This is a genomic window from Bradyrhizobium sp. WSM4872, assembly GCF_055811715.1.
This window is the reverse complement of sequence record NZ_JBVVPT010000027.1, coordinates 47,224-61,302: the sequence shown is the minus strand read 5'-3', so window position 1 is coordinate 61,302 and position 14,079 is coordinate 47,224. Positions and strand designations below refer to the sequence as shown.

Annotated in this window: 20 protein-coding genes; 6 read left to right on the top strand and 14 right to left on the bottom strand. The window is 64.9% G+C overall.

The genetic code is table 11. The features are described 5' to 3' along the window. Positions 1–7: 7 nt before the first annotated feature. From AC0L3C_RS28080 to AC0L3C_RS28060, 5 genes are all read right to left on the bottom strand, one after another. Entirely contained in the window at positions 8–460 is a 453-nt protein-coding gene (locus AC0L3C_RS28080; protein ID WP_473409538.1) for a hypothetical protein, read from the bottom strand. Then, a complete protein-coding gene (locus AC0L3C_RS28075) occupies positions 447–794 on the bottom strand; it encodes a hypothetical protein (RefSeq protein ID WP_473347070.1) in 348 nt (115 codons plus the stop codon). The genes AC0L3C_RS28080 and AC0L3C_RS28075 overlap by 14 nt, the downstream gene beginning before the upstream one ends. 189 nt (positions 795–983) lie before the next feature. Beyond that, positions 984–1,214 carry a hypothetical protein gene (locus AC0L3C_RS28070; protein WP_473262612.1) on the bottom strand — a complete coding sequence of 77 codons (231 nt, stop codon included), beginning with the start codon at positions 1,212–1,214 and terminating at the stop codon, positions 984–986. Positions 1,215–1,270: 56 nt separating this feature from the next. Further along, positions 1,271–1,498, bottom strand: coding sequence for a hypothetical protein (locus AC0L3C_RS28065; RefSeq protein WP_007614796.1), 228 nt, complete (start codon positions 1,496–1,498; stop codon positions 1,271–1,273). Between the two features lie 125 nt (positions 1,499–1,623). Beyond that, complete coding sequence (locus tag AC0L3C_RS28060; RefSeq protein WP_473262613.1) at positions 1,624–2,541, bottom strand: LysR substrate-binding domain-containing protein; 918 nt, start codon at positions 2,539–2,541, stop codon at positions 1,624–1,626. Positions 2,542–2,853: 312 nt separating this feature from the next. Here AC0L3C_RS28060 and AC0L3C_RS28055 point away from each other — a divergent pair, with 312 nt between their 5' ends. Both AC0L3C_RS28055 and AC0L3C_RS28050 read left to right on the top strand, forming a co-directional pair. Further along, a complete protein-coding gene (locus tag AC0L3C_RS28055; RefSeq protein WP_473409537.1) occupies positions 2,854–3,633 on the top strand; it encodes a TSUP family transporter in 780 nt (259 codons plus the stop codon). Then, positions 3,630–3,860 (top strand): hypothetical protein, encoded by a 231-nt coding sequence (locus AC0L3C_RS28050; RefSeq protein ID WP_473409536.1) that lies wholly within the window; start codon positions 3,630–3,632, stop codon positions 3,858–3,860. Before AC0L3C_RS28055 ends, AC0L3C_RS28050 begins: the two co-directional genes overlap by 4 nt. 26 nt (positions 3,861–3,886) lie before the next feature. On the opposite strand, the gene AC0L3C_RS28045 is transcribed toward AC0L3C_RS28050, so the two are convergent. Next, positions 3,887–4,495 (bottom strand): SCO family protein, encoded by a 609-nt coding sequence (locus AC0L3C_RS28045; RefSeq protein ID WP_473247178.1) that lies wholly within the window; start codon positions 4,493–4,495, stop codon positions 3,887–3,889. After that, positions 4,495–5,610: an MBL fold metallo-hydrolase gene (locus AC0L3C_RS28040; RefSeq protein WP_473247177.1), complete on the bottom strand. Its 1,116-nt coding sequence runs from the start codon at positions 5,608–5,610 to the stop codon at positions 4,495–4,497. The genes AC0L3C_RS28045 and AC0L3C_RS28040 overlap by 1 nt, the downstream gene beginning before the upstream one ends. Before the next feature lie 181 nt (positions 5,611–5,791). On the opposite strand from AC0L3C_RS28040, the gene AC0L3C_RS28035 reads away from it, so the two are divergent. After that, the gene (locus AC0L3C_RS28035; protein ID WP_473409535.1) at positions 5,792–6,490 is read left to right on the top strand and encodes a glutathione S-transferase family protein; all 699 of its coding nucleotides are present in this window, start codon (positions 5,792–5,794) and stop codon (positions 6,488–6,490) included. Positions 6,491–6,650: 160 nt separating this feature from the next. Here the strand turns inward: AC0L3C_RS28035 and AC0L3C_RS28030 are convergent, their stop codons facing one another. Continuing rightward, positions 6,651–6,842 (bottom strand): cysteine-rich CWC family protein, encoded by a 192-nt coding sequence (locus AC0L3C_RS28030; protein ID WP_473409534.1) that lies wholly within the window; start codon positions 6,840–6,842, stop codon positions 6,651–6,653. Positions 6,843–6,956: 114 nt separating this feature from the next. Between AC0L3C_RS28030 and AC0L3C_RS28025 the strand changes: the two genes are divergently transcribed. The 3 genes from AC0L3C_RS28025 (at position 6,957) to hmuQ (ending at position 10,155) form a co-directional block, all read left to right on the top strand. After that, entirely contained in the window at positions 6,957–8,534 is a 1,578-nt protein-coding gene (locus AC0L3C_RS28025; protein ID WP_473409533.1) for a DUF1800 domain-containing protein, read from the top strand. 2 nt (positions 8,535–8,536) lie between these two features. Continuing rightward, the gene (locus tag AC0L3C_RS28020) at positions 8,537–9,754 is read left to right on the top strand and encodes a DUF1501 domain-containing protein (protein ID WP_473409556.1); all 1,218 of its coding nucleotides are present in this window, start codon (positions 8,537–8,539) and stop codon (positions 9,752–9,754) included. Between the two features lie 77 nt (positions 9,755–9,831). Beyond that, positions 9,832–10,155, top strand: coding sequence for a heme-degrading protein HmuQ (gene hmuQ, locus AC0L3C_RS28015; protein WP_473262723.1), 324 nt, complete (start codon positions 9,832–9,834; stop codon positions 10,153–10,155). 18 nt (positions 10,156–10,173) lie between these two features. Here the strand turns inward: hmuQ and AC0L3C_RS28010 are convergent, their stop codons facing one another. The 6 genes from AC0L3C_RS28010 to AC0L3C_RS27985 form a co-directional block, all read right to left on the bottom strand. After that, positions 10,174–11,115, bottom strand: a complete 942-nt coding sequence (locus tag AC0L3C_RS28010; protein WP_473409532.1) for an aldo/keto reductase — start codon at positions 11,113–11,115, stop codon at positions 10,174–10,176. Between the two features lie 276 nt (positions 11,116–11,391). Continuing rightward, on the bottom strand, positions 11,392–11,847 hold the full coding sequence (locus AC0L3C_RS28005) for a GNAT family N-acetyltransferase (protein ID WP_473262621.1): 456 nt from the start codon (positions 11,845–11,847) through the stop codon (positions 11,392–11,394). Positions 11,848–11,913: 66 nt separating this feature from the next. Further along, on the bottom strand, positions 11,914–12,726 hold the full coding sequence (locus AC0L3C_RS28000) for a PAS-domain containing protein (RefSeq protein ID WP_473409531.1): 813 nt from the start codon (positions 12,724–12,726) through the stop codon (positions 11,914–11,916). Between the two features lie 129 nt (positions 12,727–12,855). After that, positions 12,856–13,050 (bottom strand): hypothetical protein, encoded by a 195-nt coding sequence (locus AC0L3C_RS27995; RefSeq protein ID WP_156526862.1) that lies wholly within the window; start codon positions 13,048–13,050, stop codon positions 12,856–12,858. A gap of 37 nt (positions 13,051–13,087) precedes the next feature. Beyond that, positions 13,088–13,264 (bottom strand): hypothetical protein, encoded by a 177-nt coding sequence (locus AC0L3C_RS27990; RefSeq protein WP_007614766.1) that lies wholly within the window; start codon positions 13,262–13,264, stop codon positions 13,088–13,090. 157 nt (positions 13,265–13,421) lie between these two features. Further along, positions 13,422–14,072, bottom strand: a complete 651-nt coding sequence (locus AC0L3C_RS27985) for a glutathione S-transferase family protein (RefSeq protein WP_473262624.1) — start codon at positions 14,070–14,072, stop codon at positions 13,422–13,424. Positions 14,073–14,079: the final 7 nt, after the last annotated feature.

Sequence of the window (14,079 nt, the reverse complement as noted above, 5' to 3'; positions counted from 1 at the left end):
TCCGGACTCAACCAGCCGCGCCGGGCGGCGTGATCGTGGGCTTGCGGCCCCGTGCCGGTTTGCTTGCCGCGGCCTCTGCAGTTTGCTCCTGCTTGCGCTCCGACGAGCTCACGGTCTTCGATATGACATAGGTGCCGCCGCTGATGCCGAGCAGCGCCAGCACATTGCCCGGAATTTCGATCAGCGTTCCGGCCTCGATGGACAGCAGCAGATAGAGTCCAGCGATAACGAATGTGAAGATTAGGAACTGGAAGCGGGAGAGGCTCGCCTTCGGCGGCGAGGTGTCATTGGGCGTTTGCGGCTCGGACAGCAATCCCGCGAGAGCTCCGGAGTCGCTGAACAACTTCCAGAGAACAAGCGCGGCGAACCCGAGCAGAATGATCGAAATAACGACAAAGCCCCACCATGAAATCCATTGTGCGGTCATGAAATTACCTCCTGAAAAGCTAGCTTCGTTCACTCCTTCGTGCGATTTTTCCGGCAAGATAGAGGCCGTTCCCGCCGGTCAGGAGCGTCACAAGCTCCTCCGACAGATCCGGCATCGACAATGCTCCGGTGGGCATCGTGACAATCCCGGTGTTGAGTGCGTGAATCGTATAGATGGCCAGCACCGCGGGAACGATGGCGGCTGCGACCACTCGTTCGGGATTGACGCTATCGTCTTTGGAGATGTCGCTGACGAGCAGGCCGCTTGACGCCACTTCGTCACGCAGCACACGAATGAGTACGAGCAACAGCATCGCGCCGAACCAGGCGATCAGGCCAAAGGCCAGAAATTTGCCAATTGCTGTCATCAGCCCCGGGGCTCCGCTCAAGATTCTGCCACATCGGATGGCCGGATGCAATCAAAGGTAGTGCGCAAGGGCGGGGGTGTGGAGCTCCGAGATGTCCAAGCAAGCGTCGCCTCGGCAGATCGAGTCACTTCACTCCGTCAGCATTCGTCCGCGTCAGGAACTGCGGCCGCTAGGCTTACGAACCCGCGATCAAGCCGCCGGCAACGGTCCCTCATCGTCCCCGGCCGCCTGACGCAGCTCGAGGATGTCGAGATGGATGCCGCCGCAATCGGTGCAGCGCATGGCCCAATACTCGCATCCGGCACGGCCGCCGATCACCCGGAGCACCGTGAGATCGCCGTCGCATTCCGGGCAGCTCGACAACACATTGCGGGTGTAAATCCTCGGCCGCGACGTGTCTTCGAATTCGATGACTGACATGACCGGTTTCCCCCTTTGACCCTGCGCGTCCCTTGGTCGCCTGCAGTCCCGCTCGCTTATTCGTCGTCGCTGTCGTCGGCGCGCCGGCGGAAGCGATCGATGTGATGTTTGGCATGGGCAATCGCGGCATCGGGATCGGGCCAGGCGAAGCCGACTTCCATGGCCGGAAACAGCACGCCGTCGATGGCAACCGGGCTGAAATCGGCACGCCTGATACGGGCGTGCCACAGCCCCTTGCCAGCTTCGAAGGATTCGATGTCAAAGCCGTCGTAGAGGGTCGTCATTGCAGTCCCCAAAAATGTTTCGTTCGAGCGCCTTGTTGGAGGGTCAGGGGACCACATTTGCGGATTCTGGGATGTGAAGCCGTTCACAAGCGGCGCGCTTTTTTGCCCAAAGGGCGGCTGCAGCGTCAGTTCCGCGCGCTGGTGCGGCCGGTCCGCCGGACGGGGCGGGCGGCGGGTTCCGACGCCGCGCGCATGATCCAGCGGCGGAACGCGGCAAAGTCGCGCTGCTCGGTCTGGAAGCTGCGATACAGCAGGTACCAGCGCATGCCCTTGGGCACCGAGAGATCGAATGGCGCCACCAGCCGGCCGGCGGCAAGATCGTCGTCGATATAGGGCCGGATACCCATGGCGATGCCGAGCCCGTCGGCGGCGGCCTGAAGCGCCTGGCCGTAAAACTGGAACTCCGGGCCCCGCGCGTTGATGCGCGCGAGGTTCGCGGCCTTGAGCCAGATCGGCCAGTCCTCGGGCGAATGCGCGACGCGGATCAGGCTCGGTCCCCTGAGATCGGCCGGGCGCTTCAGCAAGGAGGCGAGGCGGGGCACGCAGACCGGTGTGAGATCGCCGGCGAACAGCGGCTCCGCCACCAGCCCCGGCCAGTCGCCGGTCCCGAGCTGAATGCCGCAGCTCCAGTCCTCGCCGAACGGCACCGACGCGCCGCCGGTGGTGAAGCGCACCTCGATGTCGGGCTCCTCGTTTCGAAACTCCGACAGCCGCGGGATCAGCCAGCGCATCGCAAAGGTGTGGCCGATGCCGATGGTGAGCACGCGGACGCTCGAGGGCGCCGTCACCTGGGCCGTGAGGCTTGCGAGCGCGTCGAAGATCGGCGTCAACCCGCTCTGGTAGGCGCGGCCCGCCTGGGTGAGAAGCAGCTTGTTGGCCTTGCGCTCGAACAGCGCGACGCCGAGCCGTTCTTCCAGGATGTGCACCATGCGGCTGACCGCCGCCGCCGATACGCTCAGCTCGAGGCCGGCCGCGGCAAAGCTGCCGGCCCGCGCCGCGGCTTCGAAGGCCTTGATGCCGTTGAGAAACAGCAGGCGCCGCAAATGACCGACCCTCAGAAAAGCTGATGCCAGGCCAAGATAACTCAGTTTGCGTAGACGGGGCAAGCGCGGCAGAAATATCGGCGTAATTCATGCTGATTTGCTGAAGCGGAGGCGGTGCCCTTCGCCTCTCCCCGCGTGCGGGGAGAGGCCGGAATCCAAGCGCAGCTTGGATTTCGGGTGAGGGGGGCTCTCCGCGAGTCCCACTGCTGGCTCCCTTGCGGAGACTCCCCCTCACCCCACCCTCTCCCCGCAAGCGGGGCGAGGGAGTGAAGCACCTTGCGTCCCTTACATGCCACACCCGGAGAACATCGCGTGACGTCCATCATGATTGCTGCCCTTGGATTGCTGATGGTCGGCACCGCGTTCCTGTCGGGGCTGTTCGGCATGGCGGGCGGGCTGATCCTGATCGGCGTGCTGCTGGCCCTGATGCCGCTGCCGACTGCGATGGTGTTGCATGCGATCACGCAGATGGCCTCGAACGGCTGGCGGGCCTTTCTCTGGCGCGCGCATATCCGCTGGCGGCCGGTCGCAAACTACATGGTCGGCGCGGCTGTCGCGCTCGCGGCGTGGTCGCTGACGCGATACGTACCCGACAAGCCGGTCGCGCTGCTGCTGCTCGGCATCACCCCGTTCATGGCGCGGCTGCTGCCCGCGAACATCAAGCCGGATCCCGACCGTCTCTGGCAGGGCACCGTCTACGGCACGATCTGCATGGGCCTCATGCTGATGACCGGCGTGTCGGGACCGCTGCTCGACACCTTCTTCCTCGGCGGCGATTTCGGCCGGCGCGAGAAGGTGGCGACCAAGGCGATGTGCCAGCTCGTCAGCCATTTCATCAAGCTGATCTATTTCGGCGGCGTGATCGACCAGGCGGCGACGCTCGATCCCGTGCTCGCGGCCGTCGCGATCGCAGCGTCCATGCTCGGCACCACGCTGGCGCGGCGCATCCTGGAAGCCATGACCGACCAGCAATTCGTGGCCTGGTCGATGAAGCTGATCACCACCATCGCCTGCTACTACATCGCCTACGGCAGCTGGCTGCTGGTCCGCACGCCCGTGCTGGCAGCCTTCGACAAGGGAGGTTTGCAATGAGCGAGACTGCCGACCCGCTGGTGCTGGACTTCGTCGAATGGGTTGCGCGCGAGCCGCGCGCCTATGCCGAGGTGATCGCGACCTGGAAGACCTCGTGCCCGCGCCTCACCATCTGGGAAGACGCCGCCGACTGCGGCTATGTCGCGCGCGAAACGCTGCCCGGAATGGGGCTGATCATCGCGGTGACAAGGGACGGCGAGAAGCTGCTGCGCTCGAACGGGCGGTGACTCGGGTCCGGTCTGAGCCGCTCCTGCTAGCGCGAAGGCGCCGCAAGCCGCGGTCGGATGATCTCGACCATGCGCTCGGCCGAGGTGCCCGGCGGAAAGAAGCCGAGATATTTTCCGTCGCGGTCCATGAGATAGATGAAGGACGTGTGGTCGATCGTGTAGTCTCCGGCCTCCTTGCCGACCGGAATCTTGTCAAAATAGACCTTGTAGGCGTCTGCCGCTGTCCCGATTGCGTCAAGGCTGCCGGTTAACCCGAGCAGCCGCGGGTGAAACAGCGGCACATATTCGGCAAGATGCTCGGCCGTGTCACGTTCGGGGTCGAGTGTGATGAAGACCGGCTGCACGGCGTCGGCATCCGGACCGAGTTGCTCGAGCGCCAGTCCGATCGCCATCAGGTCGGTCGGACATGCGTCAGGGCAGTAAGTAAAGCCGAAATAGACCAGCATAAGCTGCCCGCGAAAGTCGCGGTCGCTGCGCAGCTTGCCGGTCTGGTCGATTAACTCGAACGGTCCTCCGACCGGCTCCCGATTCCACATCAGGACGTCCATGGTCTGCGCGGCCGAGCGCGCCTGCGCCGCTGCCGCCCCGCAGGCGAGCGCCAGCATCATCAATAGCCCCGCGCTCACACGTCGCATCACAGCCCGAAGGTGAGGCGGCTGCCTGTTGTCGTCACCACGACCTTGCCCTCCATCTGGACATTGGCTTCCTGCGCGAAGTTGAGCCCGCTGCAATGCATTGGCACCACGACGTCAGGATTGAGCGCCTTGATCTCGCTCACGACCTGCGTGAGGTAGTCCTTGGGCGCCGGGCCGAGATGGAAGCCGCCCACGATGGCGTGCACCTTCTGGATACCCGACACTTCCTGCGCCTGCTTCACCGAGTTGACGATGCCGACATGGCCGCAGGACGAGATCACGACCAGACCGAGATCCCGCACATTGAAGCAGGTGGCGTGCTCGTGGGTGTGCTCGTCCGGCACGATCTTGCCCTCCATCTCTGCCGGGAGATAGTGTCCGACATTGCAGCCAAGCCCGTCCTTGATGCCAAACTCGACGAGAGTGTTCGGCAGCACGCGTTCGCTGCTGCGGCGTGTGATCTTGCCCGTGGTGAAGGCATGGTCAGCGATCAAAGTCGGCGTTTCGCACAGCACGGTCGTGACCTTCTGTGCCGCGAGCTGCCGGCGGTCGAGAGTGCCGAAATCCGCGAACTGTCCCTGTGTCGGGGTCGGGTTGACGCGATGACAGAAATTATCCTCGCCACCCGCATAAAGCTTGAGGTCGGCGGGCAGCTTTTCCCGGAATTTGTCGAGGAAGCCGTTCAGGCCGCCGAAATGATCGTAATGGCCGTGACTGACGATCAGCGCGTTGAGCTTCGCCGGATCGACGCCGATCAGCGCCATGTTGTTGAGCAGCACCTCGGGCGTGTAGCCGTAATCGAGCATCAGCGTGCGCTGATTGCCGCCGCCTTCGGATTCCAGCCAGAGCGACAGACCCCATTCGTTGTGCAGCGATTTGCGGAAATCGCTGCCGCGCGGCGCAGGTGCGATCGAGACGCCGTTGATCTGCTTGGGACGGAAGAACAGGTCGAAACTCGAATCCACCAGCACGCGGATCGAGAGCTTGTCCACGGTCGGGACGGCAATCGGCGCAGCGCTCGCGATCTCGACACAGGTGAACGCATTGGCAGCCGCAGCACCTGCGAGCGCTGCCGAACCCAACAGGAAATCGCGTCGTGGCAGGTTTCTGGTCATTGCAATTCCTTCCGTATGAATGCTGGAAAGGCCCGAGCTTAGGTCCAATCCGGAATGCCCTCAACAAGCCTCAGGTAGATTCCCGTCGTCAGTCTCACGAGCGCGAGCAAGCTCGGCGGTTGACAGAGTGGTACGATGTTACGAAACTAATGCAGCTGCATCATTGCAGGGCAGGCCCATCATGTCGCTTAAACTCTTCGAACTCGTCGGCACTGACGCCTCGCGACCGTTCAGCCCGTTCTGCTGGCGCACGCGGATGGCGCTGGCGCATAAGGGCCTTTCGGCGGAAACGCTGCCCTGGCGCTTCACCGAGAAAAGCGCGATTGCGCCGCACGGCTCGGAGAAGGTGCCGGTGCTGCTGCATCACGACCAGCCGGTGGTCGATTCCTGGACGATCGCGAATTATCTCGAAGACAAGTTTCCGGACCGTCCGTCGCTGTTCGGGGGCGAGGGTGGCCGCGCCATGGCGCGCATGCTCAACGCCTGGGGCGACATCGCCATCGTCGGCGGCATCTTTCCGCTGATCATCGCCGACATCCCGAAGAATCTGGACGAGGTGGACGCCGCCTATTTCCGCCAGTCGCGCGAGGCGCGTTTCGGCGGCAAGACGCTGGAAGAGATCATGGCCAGCCGCGATGCCGGCGTGGTCGCGTTCCGCAAATCGCTCGAGGTGATGCGGCAGACCCTGAAGAAGCAGCCCTTCATCGGAGGCGCCGCACCGAACTGTGCCGATTACATCGTGTTCGGTGGTTTTCAGTGGGCGCGCGTGACCAGCCCGTTCAAGCTGCTGGAAGCGGACGACCCGGTCTACGCCTGGCGCGAAAAGCTGCTGGATGCGTTCGACGGCATGGCGCGGAAATCGCCGGGGCACGCGGTGTAGTTGTCGCGAGCTGTCTCTCCCCAGCGTCGTCCTGGCGAAAGCCAGGACCCATACCGCGGAATTCATCGATAGCGTTCGGTAGACGTCCCGAACGACGAATCTTCGCCAAACAATTCCGTGGGGTAATGGGTCCTGGCTTTCGCCAGGACGACGCGGAGGATTACGTTGCTTCCGCCGCCTCGCGCAAGCAAGCCCGGCACAAGCAATCCTCGCCCTTGACCGGCATCGGCAGCCGCGCTGTTTCTTCCGCGCACCAGCACGTGCCTGAGAGATCGCAGCCGAACTCGGCGCCGCAACGGGAGCAGGCGAGGCGGCGCGGTTTCTGCACTGGAATGTCTTGCGGATTTGTCATGATTTGCGCGAAAGCTGTGCTGTCATTTTCATGCCGGGTTCATCTCCCGCTGCGGTATATTATGCCTCGCGCACAGACTCGGAAAGCGGTTGGCAACGCGCGAAGGACATATCGATGGCCCGCGATTCGCAAGCCGCGCTCGTCGCGCTCAACCGTTTCGGCTTCGGCGCCCGCGGCGGCGCATCCGGCGATCTCGTCAACGCGGCCTCCGATCCTCGCGGTTTTGTGAAGGCGGAACTCGCCCGCCCCAACGCTGTGCTGCTGGAGGCGCCGGGCCTGCAATCCACGCCGCAGCTCGGGCAGGCCGTGTTCGCCTATCAGGATCAGGTCAAGCAGGCGCGCGAGGCCGCCGCCAAAGCCGGCGCGCCGACCGAAGCGCCGGCCGATCAGAAGCCCGGACCGCGCCGCAATCTCTCGCTGAACGCCGTGGCAACCGAGATCGCCGGCCAGATGGCTGAGGCCAAACCTACTGACAATAAGCCGACTGACAATAAGCCGGCGGACAATATGGCCAAGCCGGACACCATGCAGCCCAACACGGCCGCGCCGGCTGCGGCAAAACCCGCCCCGCAGCCGCTCAACGTCATCCAAAAGACCTTTCGCGCCGAGGCGTTGGCGCGGTTGCAGCGCGCGACCCTGGTCGAATGCGGCTTCACCGAACGCCTGGTCGTGTTCTGGTCCAACCATTTCTGCATCTCCGCCAGCAAGGGCGAGCTCGCGCGGATATGGGCCGGCGCGTTCGAGCGCGAGGCGATCAGGCCGCACGTGCTCGGGCGTTTCGCCGACATGCTGAAGGCGGTGGAGCAGCATCCGGCGATGCTGTTCTTCCTCGATAACCAGCAATCGCTCGGACCGGACTCGCGCGCGGGCCAGAACCGCAAGCGCGGGCTGAACGAAAATCTCGCGCGCGAGATCATGGAGCTGCATACGCTCGGCGTCGGCGGCGGCTACACGCAGGACGACGTCACCTCGCTCGCGCGCATCATCACCGGCTGGACCTTCGCCGGCCGGCAGGGACAGCTGGGAGCGCCCGGTTCGTTCGTGTTCAACGTCAATGCGCACCAGCCCGGACCGCAAATGCTGCTCGGCAAGAGCTACGAGCCGACCGGCCTTGCGCAAGGCGAAGCCGCACTCGCCGACATCGCGCACCATCCCGCGACCGCGAATTTCATCGCCACCAAATTCGTCCGCCATTTCGTCGCTGACGATCCGCCGCCGGCGCTGGTAGCGCGATTGCGCGATGTCTTCATCAAGACCGACGGGGATCTCAAGGCGCTCGCAACGGCACTGGTCGAGTCCGACGAGGCGTGGAAGGCGTCGCTGACCAAGATGCGCAGCCCCTATGATTTCCTGGTCGCGAGCGGCCGGCTGCTCGCGCGCGTGCCGGAGGATCCCGGCGCCTATCTCAACAACCTCAATCTGCTGGGCCAGCCGCTGTGGTCGCCGGCCGGCCCGAATGGTTTCGCCGACACCAACGCGGCGTGGGCTGCGCCCGAAGGCATCAAGCTCCGGCTCGACATTGCCACGCAGATGGGCGCGCGGCTCGGGCCCAACATCGACCCGCTCGATCTGTTGGAATTCGCCGCGGCCGATGCGGCCTCGATCGAAACACGGCGCACCATCGAGCGCGCCGAGTCGCGGCAGCAGGCGCTGGCGCTGCTGTTGATGTCACCGGAAATGCAGAGGAGATGATGATGATCGACTGCGTCGAGAACCGGCTCCTCACCTCGCGCCGCGGCCTCCTGCTCGGCGGCGCCTCTTTCGCGGCGTGGGCCTATTTGCCAAAATTTGCACGCGCGGCGGACGGTCGCGATTCTCGGCTGATCGTCGTGATCCTGCGCGGCGCGCTTGACGGGCTTTCGACCGTCGCGCCGGTCGGGGATCCCGATTATGCCGGCCTGCACGGGTCGATCGCGCTCACGGCGGACGGCGCGCATCCCGCGATCATACTCGATACGTTCTTTGGAATGCATCCGTCGATGCCTGAGTTCGCACGCATGTATCGCGACAAGCATGCCGCGGTGATCCACGCGGTCGCGACGCCCTATCGCGACCGCTCGCATTTCGACGGCCAGGACGTGCTCGAAAGCGGCTATGCCGGTCCCGGTCGCGTGCAATCCGGCTGGCTCAACCGCGCGCTGGAGGCGCTGCCGCGCGGTGAGCGGGTGTCGAGTGCTCTTGCCGTCGGCCCGACCACGCCGCTGGTGCTGCGCGGCAATGCGCCGACCGTCGGCTGGGCGCCGGTGGCGCTGCCGCAAGCCGATGACGACACCGCGATGCGTCTGGTCGAGCTCTATCGTCACCGCGATCCCGCGCTGGCGGCCGTGCTGTCGCAGGGCCTTGCGCTGGAAAAGGCCGCGAGCGGCGACGACATGAAGCCGAAGCCGGGCAATGCGGTCGCGCAGATGCGGCAGGTGGCGCGCGGCGCCGCAAAACTGATGGCGTCCGACGATGGCCCGCGCATCGCGGCGCTCGCGTTCGACGGCTGGGACACGCACGCCAATGAAGGCGGGCCTGTCGGTCGCCTCGCATTCCTGCTCGGCGGGCTCGACGGTGCGCTCGCCGAATTCGAAAGCGGCCTCGGCGACCGCTGGCGCGACACCGCCGTGGTGGTCACGACCGAGTTTGGCCGCACCGCGCGCATCAACGGCACCGACGGCACCGATCACGGCACGGGAACGATCGCGCTGCTCGCCGGCGGCGCGGTGAAGGGCGGCCGCGTCATCGCCGACTGGCCCGGCCTCAAGCCCGCCAACCTCTTCGAGGCCCGCGATCTCAAGCCGACCACCGATCTGCGCTCGGTGATCAAGGGCGTGCTGCAGGGCCAGTTCGGCCTATCCGATCGCGTGCTGGCCGAGACGGTGTTCCCCGACAGCGCGGGAGCACGGCCGATGAAGGGGCTGGTTACTTAACTGCGATTCCGGGCCCGCGCCTTGCGGCGCGTCCTGGAATGACGACATCATCAGCCGAACATCAGGAGATCATCCCCATGTACATCGCCATGAACCGCTTCCGCGTCGCCAAGGGCTCCGAAGCTGCCTTCGAGCAGGTCTGGCTTTCGCGCGATACCCATCTGGACAAGGTGCCGGGTTTCGTCGAGTTTCATCTGCTGCGCGGCCCCGAGCTCGAGGACCACACGCTGTACGCCTCGCACACGGTGTGGGCGAACCATGCGGCGTTCGAGGCCTGGACCAAATCGGATGCTTTTCGTGCCGCGCATGCGCGGGCCGGCGACACCAAGCCGACCTATCTCGGTCATCCCCAGTTCGAGGGCTTTGAGGTGATCCAGACGGTCGGACACGGCGCCAAGTAGCGCGCCGCGCTTCAACGGTCAGCCCAGCGTGATCTTGTCGATCTCCGCCATTTCCTCCGGACTGAGCTTCCAGGCAATCGCCTTCACGTTCTCCTCGACCTGCTCGACGCGGGTGGCGCCGGCAATCACGCTCGACACTTGCGGGCGCGCGGCGAGCCAGGAGAAGGCGAGCTCGAGCATGCTGTGCCCGCGCGCCTTCGCGAAGGCCGTGAGCTTCTCGACGATGTCCTCGTTGCGCGGCGTGACGTAGCGGTCGCGTAGCGCCGGTACCTTGCCGAAGCGCGTATCGGTCGGGGCGGCGGCGCCGCGCTGGTACTTGCCGGTGAGCAGCCCGCTTGCGAGCGGGAAGAACGGCAGGAGGCCGAGCTTGTACTCCTGTGCGGCGGGCAGCAGGTCCTTTTCGATGTCGCGCACAAGCAGGCTGTATTCATCCTGGCAGGAGACGAAGCGGCTGACCTTCATCGCGCGCGCGGTGAACTCGGCCTCCGCCAAGCGCCAGGCCGGGAAATTGGAATTGCCGATGTAGCGCACCTTGCCCTGACGGATGAGATCGTCGAGCGCGCGCAGCGTCTCCTCCATGGGCGTCAGCGGGTCGTAATCGTGCTGCTGATAAAGATCGATGTAGTCGGTCTTGAGCCGCGTCAGGCTCGCCTCGACTGCGTTCATGATGTAGCGGCGCGAAGCGCCCTGCTTGGTTCCGTCGGTCGCCATCGGCTTGGAAAATTTGGTGGCGAGCACGATGTCCTTGCGGCGGTCGCCGAGCACGGTTCCGAGCACCGTTTCCGAACCGCCCATGCCGGCATAGATGTCGGCGGTGTCGAACAGCGTGATGCCGAGATCGAGCGCGCGATGGATCACCTTGCGCGAGGTCTCCAAATCCGTGCGCTGGCCGAAATTGTTGCAGCCGAGTCCGACCGCAGACACGCGCAGGCCGGCGGCGCCGAGATTACGAATTTCCATGGGAGATCCCTGTCGGAGATGGGCAGGGGCTTATTGTGACTGCGGTGCGCCGCCGCAGCAAGCGGCGCGCCGCGTTGCTGCCATGCCTAGAAGGCGCTTCCGACAAGGACTGCCGACAAAAAAATGCGGCCCCTGTCAGACGCGGCGACTGACGGGGACCGCTTTGGGGCGCTTGATCGGTGACGGGGGGCTGACCAGACGCAGCTGCAGCCTAGTCCCGCTATGTTACGCGCGGGTGACAGGCAGAGTTATCCACAGGCCTCGCGACCGCGAGGATCAGAAGATCTTGCGATAGACGATGAACCCGGAACGCTCGGCGACCTTGTCGTACAGGCGCTGCGCCGTCACGTTGGTCTCATGTGTTTGCCAGTACACGCGCGGCGATCCCACAAGCTTTGCGCGCTCGTAGACGCCATGGATCAGCGCCGACCCGACACCCTTGCCGCGTGCGGCCTCGGTCGTGAACAGGTCCTGCAAATAGCAGGATGGTTCGATCGCGGTGGTGCTGCGGTGAAACAGATAATTCGTCATCCCGAGCAGGCGGCCGTCGCTCTCGGCGACCAATCCGTGCACCGGCTCATAGGCATCGAAAAAGCGCTGCCACGTCACGCGCGTGATTTCGGGCGAGAGGGCGGTCGGGCCGGAGCGGCCGTAGAAGGCGTTGTAGCCGTCCCACAGCGGCAGCCATTGATCGTAGTCCTGCCTGGTGACGGAGCGAATGGTGAGCGACATATGAAATTCCCGCGATCGATGAGGCGTCCTTCATACGTGATCATGGACGTGCCGATCAATCGCGCATCACTCCGCCACGCGCAGATACCGGATCAGCTTGCGGCCCGCGGGATCGCGCAGCGAGCGGTAGTAGTCGGCGTGGGACGGCGCATCGGTGTGGCGCACGAGGTCGGTCACGGGCGTGTAGCTCAGCATGCGCCCGCCATCGGGCAGCGCGGCACAGACGAAGCGCAACACCTCGCCATTGCGCAAGGCAATGTTGATCGGCGTGGCATCGCCGATCCGCACCATCTCCATGCGCTGTGCGATGAAGGTGCCGAGTTCGTCCTCGGGTAATTCGAACGCGCCGGTGTCGCGGCCGTGATACATCAGCGCGATGAACGGCGGCTTGTCGTCGGCGATGTCGTCCGGCACCGCAAAATAATCGCGGAACGCGCGGTTGATGAATTCGGCGCGCGTCTCGGCATCGAGCAGCACGATGCCGATATCGACCTGGTCGAGCGCGGCTGACAGCCGCGCGGCGATGGCGTGACTCCGACGCTCGGCGGCAAACGTGCCGAGCAGCCGCTGGCGCATCAGGCCGGTGATGCCTGCGGTGCCCGCGGCCGTCGCGGCCAGGAGGCCGAGCTGGATCATATCCGCCGTGGTCAGGCCTGCAACGCCGTGCCGGCTGAGGAGCAGCAGTGCCGCGCCGATGACGGCGACGGCTACGCTGGCGACGGCGGAAGCGGGACCCGAGAGCGCGCCGGCGAGCGCCACGATGCAGACGAGCAGCGGCGCGGGCGAGGGAACGGGGACGAAGCGATCGAAAAACATCGTCAGCAGCAACGTCGCTGCCGTCAGCGCCGGACCGGAGATCGCACGCCATCCCAACCGCATGGGCCTGTCTCGCTCCTCCCTGGACGAGGTAAGGCGGCAACACTGACCGAACATTGCGCCATTGCGATGCGGTTTCGCGCGGTGTGCTTAAGGTGCGCTTTGGGTCATGCACAAAGCTTTCGGATGATTTTAGACCAAGTGCGCGTGCTTGAGACGTTGTTGCAGCGCGGGCGCATTCAGCGTCGACGTCCCCTGGCCCTTGCGCGTGCCGACGAAGATCAACAGCGATGCCGCGACCAGAATGGCCGCGGTCAGGGTGATTGCAACGATGACCACAGGTGATTTCATCGAAATCCTGTCGCGATGCCGGTCGGCGCGGGCCACGAGGCGCCTTGAAGGCGGGTCCAGGATGAAGCGGGAATCAGACCGGCAGGCCCATCGCCATGGTCGCCTTGGTCGACAGCACTGTCAGGGTGACGATCAGGCACAGCGAGAGCGCGGCGACGGCGAGCGAGGCCGCGACCGCGTTGGTCAGCCGGGAAGACGAAACGGTAGCGGGGGGGCCCTGAAAGCCTGCCGTGCCGGACGCCCGAATCATGGTCTAAATCCTTCAACGCGCGAGCGAATCACCCGCGACATCGAACAATTTCGCTGTTGCAATCGGCAATATTGCGGCGGCCATTTGAGCGAAAACGGCGAGATTGCGGCAATGGCGACCCTTATGCCCGCTATTCGCCAGAGCGCGATCGCCCCTCTCAGGCGCCAGCGGCGATGCTGGCGGGGTCCTCGATGTCGGCCGGCCGCCAGTCCATCGCGACGAAGCCGGGGGCCGCTTCCACGCGCTTCAGCCAGTCCCGGATCGCCGGGAAGGTCGAGAGGTCGAAGTCGCAGCGTTCGGCGAGGTGGGTATAACCGTACAGCGCGATGTCGGCGACCGTGAGCTGGCGGGCGGCGAAATAGGCGTTGGTCTTGAGATGATTCTCCATCACCTGGAGCGCGCCATAGCCGCGCTCCATCCAGTCCTCCAGCGAATGAGTCTGGAGGTCGCGGCCGCCCCTCACCAGCGACAGCCAGAAATAGGCCGCGCCGATGTTCGGCTCCAGCGCGTGCTGCTCGAAGAACATCCATTGCAGCGCGTCGGCGCGATCGATGCGGTTCTCCGGCGCGAGCGGCGTGCCGACGGCGACATACCAGAGAATGGCGTTGGACTCGGCGAGATAGCGATCGTCGCCGACCTCGAGCAGCGGCACCTGGCCTGACGGGTTCTTGGCCAGGAAGTCCGGGGTGCGGCTCTCGCCGCGCAGAATGTCCACCTCGACCGCTTCGTAAGGCAAGTTCAGCAGCGCCAGCGCAAGGCGGACCTTGTAGCTGTTGCCCGAGCGCTGCATCGAATAGAGCTTGTACATTCTGAGG

Bases quoted from the DNA above. Each gene is read 5' to 3' on its own strand.
- AC0L3C_RS28065 (WP_007614796.1), bottom strand. From the start codon at position 1,498: ATGACGACCCTCTACGACGGCTTTGACATCGAATCCTTCGAAGCTGGC.
- AC0L3C_RS28010 (WP_473409532.1), bottom strand. From the start codon at position 11,115: ATGGAAATTCGTAATCTCGGCGCCGCCGGCCTGCGCGTGTCTGCGGTC.
- AC0L3C_RS28005 (WP_473262621.1), bottom strand. From the start codon at position 11,847: ATGTCGCTCACCATTCGCTCCGTCACCAGGCAGGACTACGATCAATGG.
- AC0L3C_RS28040 (WP_473247177.1), bottom strand. From the start codon at position 5,610: ATGACCAGAAACCTGCCACGACGCGATTTCCTGTTGGGTTCGGCAGCG.
- AC0L3C_RS28020 (WP_473409556.1), top strand. From the start codon at position 8,537: ATGATCGACTGCGTCGAGAACCGGCTCCTCACCTCGCGCCGCGGCCTC.
- AC0L3C_RS28075 (WP_473347070.1), bottom strand. From the start codon at position 794: ATGACAGCAATTGGCAAATTTCTGGCCTTTGGCCTGATCGCCTGGTTC.
- AC0L3C_RS28030 (WP_473409534.1), bottom strand. From the start codon at position 6,842: ATGACAAATCCGCAAGACATTCCAGTGCAGAAACCGCGCCGCCTCGCC.
- AC0L3C_RS28035 (WP_473409535.1), top strand. From the start codon at position 5,792: ATGTCGCTTAAACTCTTCGAACTCGTCGGCACTGACGCCTCGCGACCG.
- AC0L3C_RS28045 (WP_473247178.1), bottom strand. From the start codon at position 4,495: ATGCGACGTGTGAGCGCGGGGCTATTGATGATGCTGGCGCTCGCCTGC.
- AC0L3C_RS28070 (WP_473262612.1), bottom strand. From the start codon at position 1,214: ATGTCAGTCATCGAATTCGAAGACACGTCGCGGCCGAGGATTTACACC.
- AC0L3C_RS27985 (WP_473262624.1), bottom strand. From the start codon at position 14,072: ATGTACAAGCTCTATTCGATGCAGCGCTCGGGCAACAGCTACAAGGTC.
- AC0L3C_RS27990 (WP_007614766.1), bottom strand. From the start codon at position 13,264: ATGATTCGGGCGTCCGGCACGGCAGGCTTTCAGGGCCCCCCCGCTACC.
- AC0L3C_RS28000 (WP_473409531.1), bottom strand. From the start codon at position 12,726: ATGCGGTTGGGATGGCGTGCGATCTCCGGTCCGGCGCTGACGGCAGCG.
- AC0L3C_RS28025 (WP_473409533.1), top strand. From the start codon at position 6,957: ATGGCCCGCGATTCGCAAGCCGCGCTCGTCGCGCTCAACCGTTTCGGC.
- hmuQ (WP_473262723.1), top strand. From the start codon at position 9,832: ATGTACATCGCCATGAACCGCTTCCGCGTCGCCAAGGGCTCCGAAGCT.
- AC0L3C_RS28050 (WP_473409536.1), top strand. From the start codon at position 3,630: ATGAGCGAGACTGCCGACCCGCTGGTGCTGGACTTCGTCGAATGGGTT.